At 72.8% G+C, this 254-nt stretch carries 1 protein-coding gene; it reads right to left on the minus strand.

Annotation, left to right across the window (positions count from 1 at the left end):
• Positions 1-254, minus strand: a 254-nt coding sequence (locus QMG28_RS20935) for an FAD-binding protein (RefSeq protein WP_281844157.1), incomplete at both ends; no start/stop codon positions are given.

The raw sequence follows: 254 nt of genomic DNA on the forward strand, positions 1-254 counted from the left end.
GCGAGGCGCCCACCGCCGCCCCCAGCTTGTCGGCCAGCGCCCCGATCAGCGCGAAGTTCTCTTCCGAGCCGACGCCACGCCCGCCCGAGACGATCACCTTCGCCGAGGTCAGCTCCGGACGGTCGGAGCTGTCGACCTTGTCTTCGACCCAGGACGACAGCCCCTTGTCGCCGGCGGAGGCCGCGGCCTCGACCGGGGCGGAACCGCCGGTGCCCGCGGCCTCGAAGGTCGAGGTCCGCACCGAGATCACCTTG

The organism is Sinisalibacter aestuarii (assembly GCF_027923545.1).
GTDB lineage: Bacteria > Pseudomonadota > Alphaproteobacteria > Rhodobacterales > Rhodobacteraceae > Sinisalibacter > Sinisalibacter aestuarii.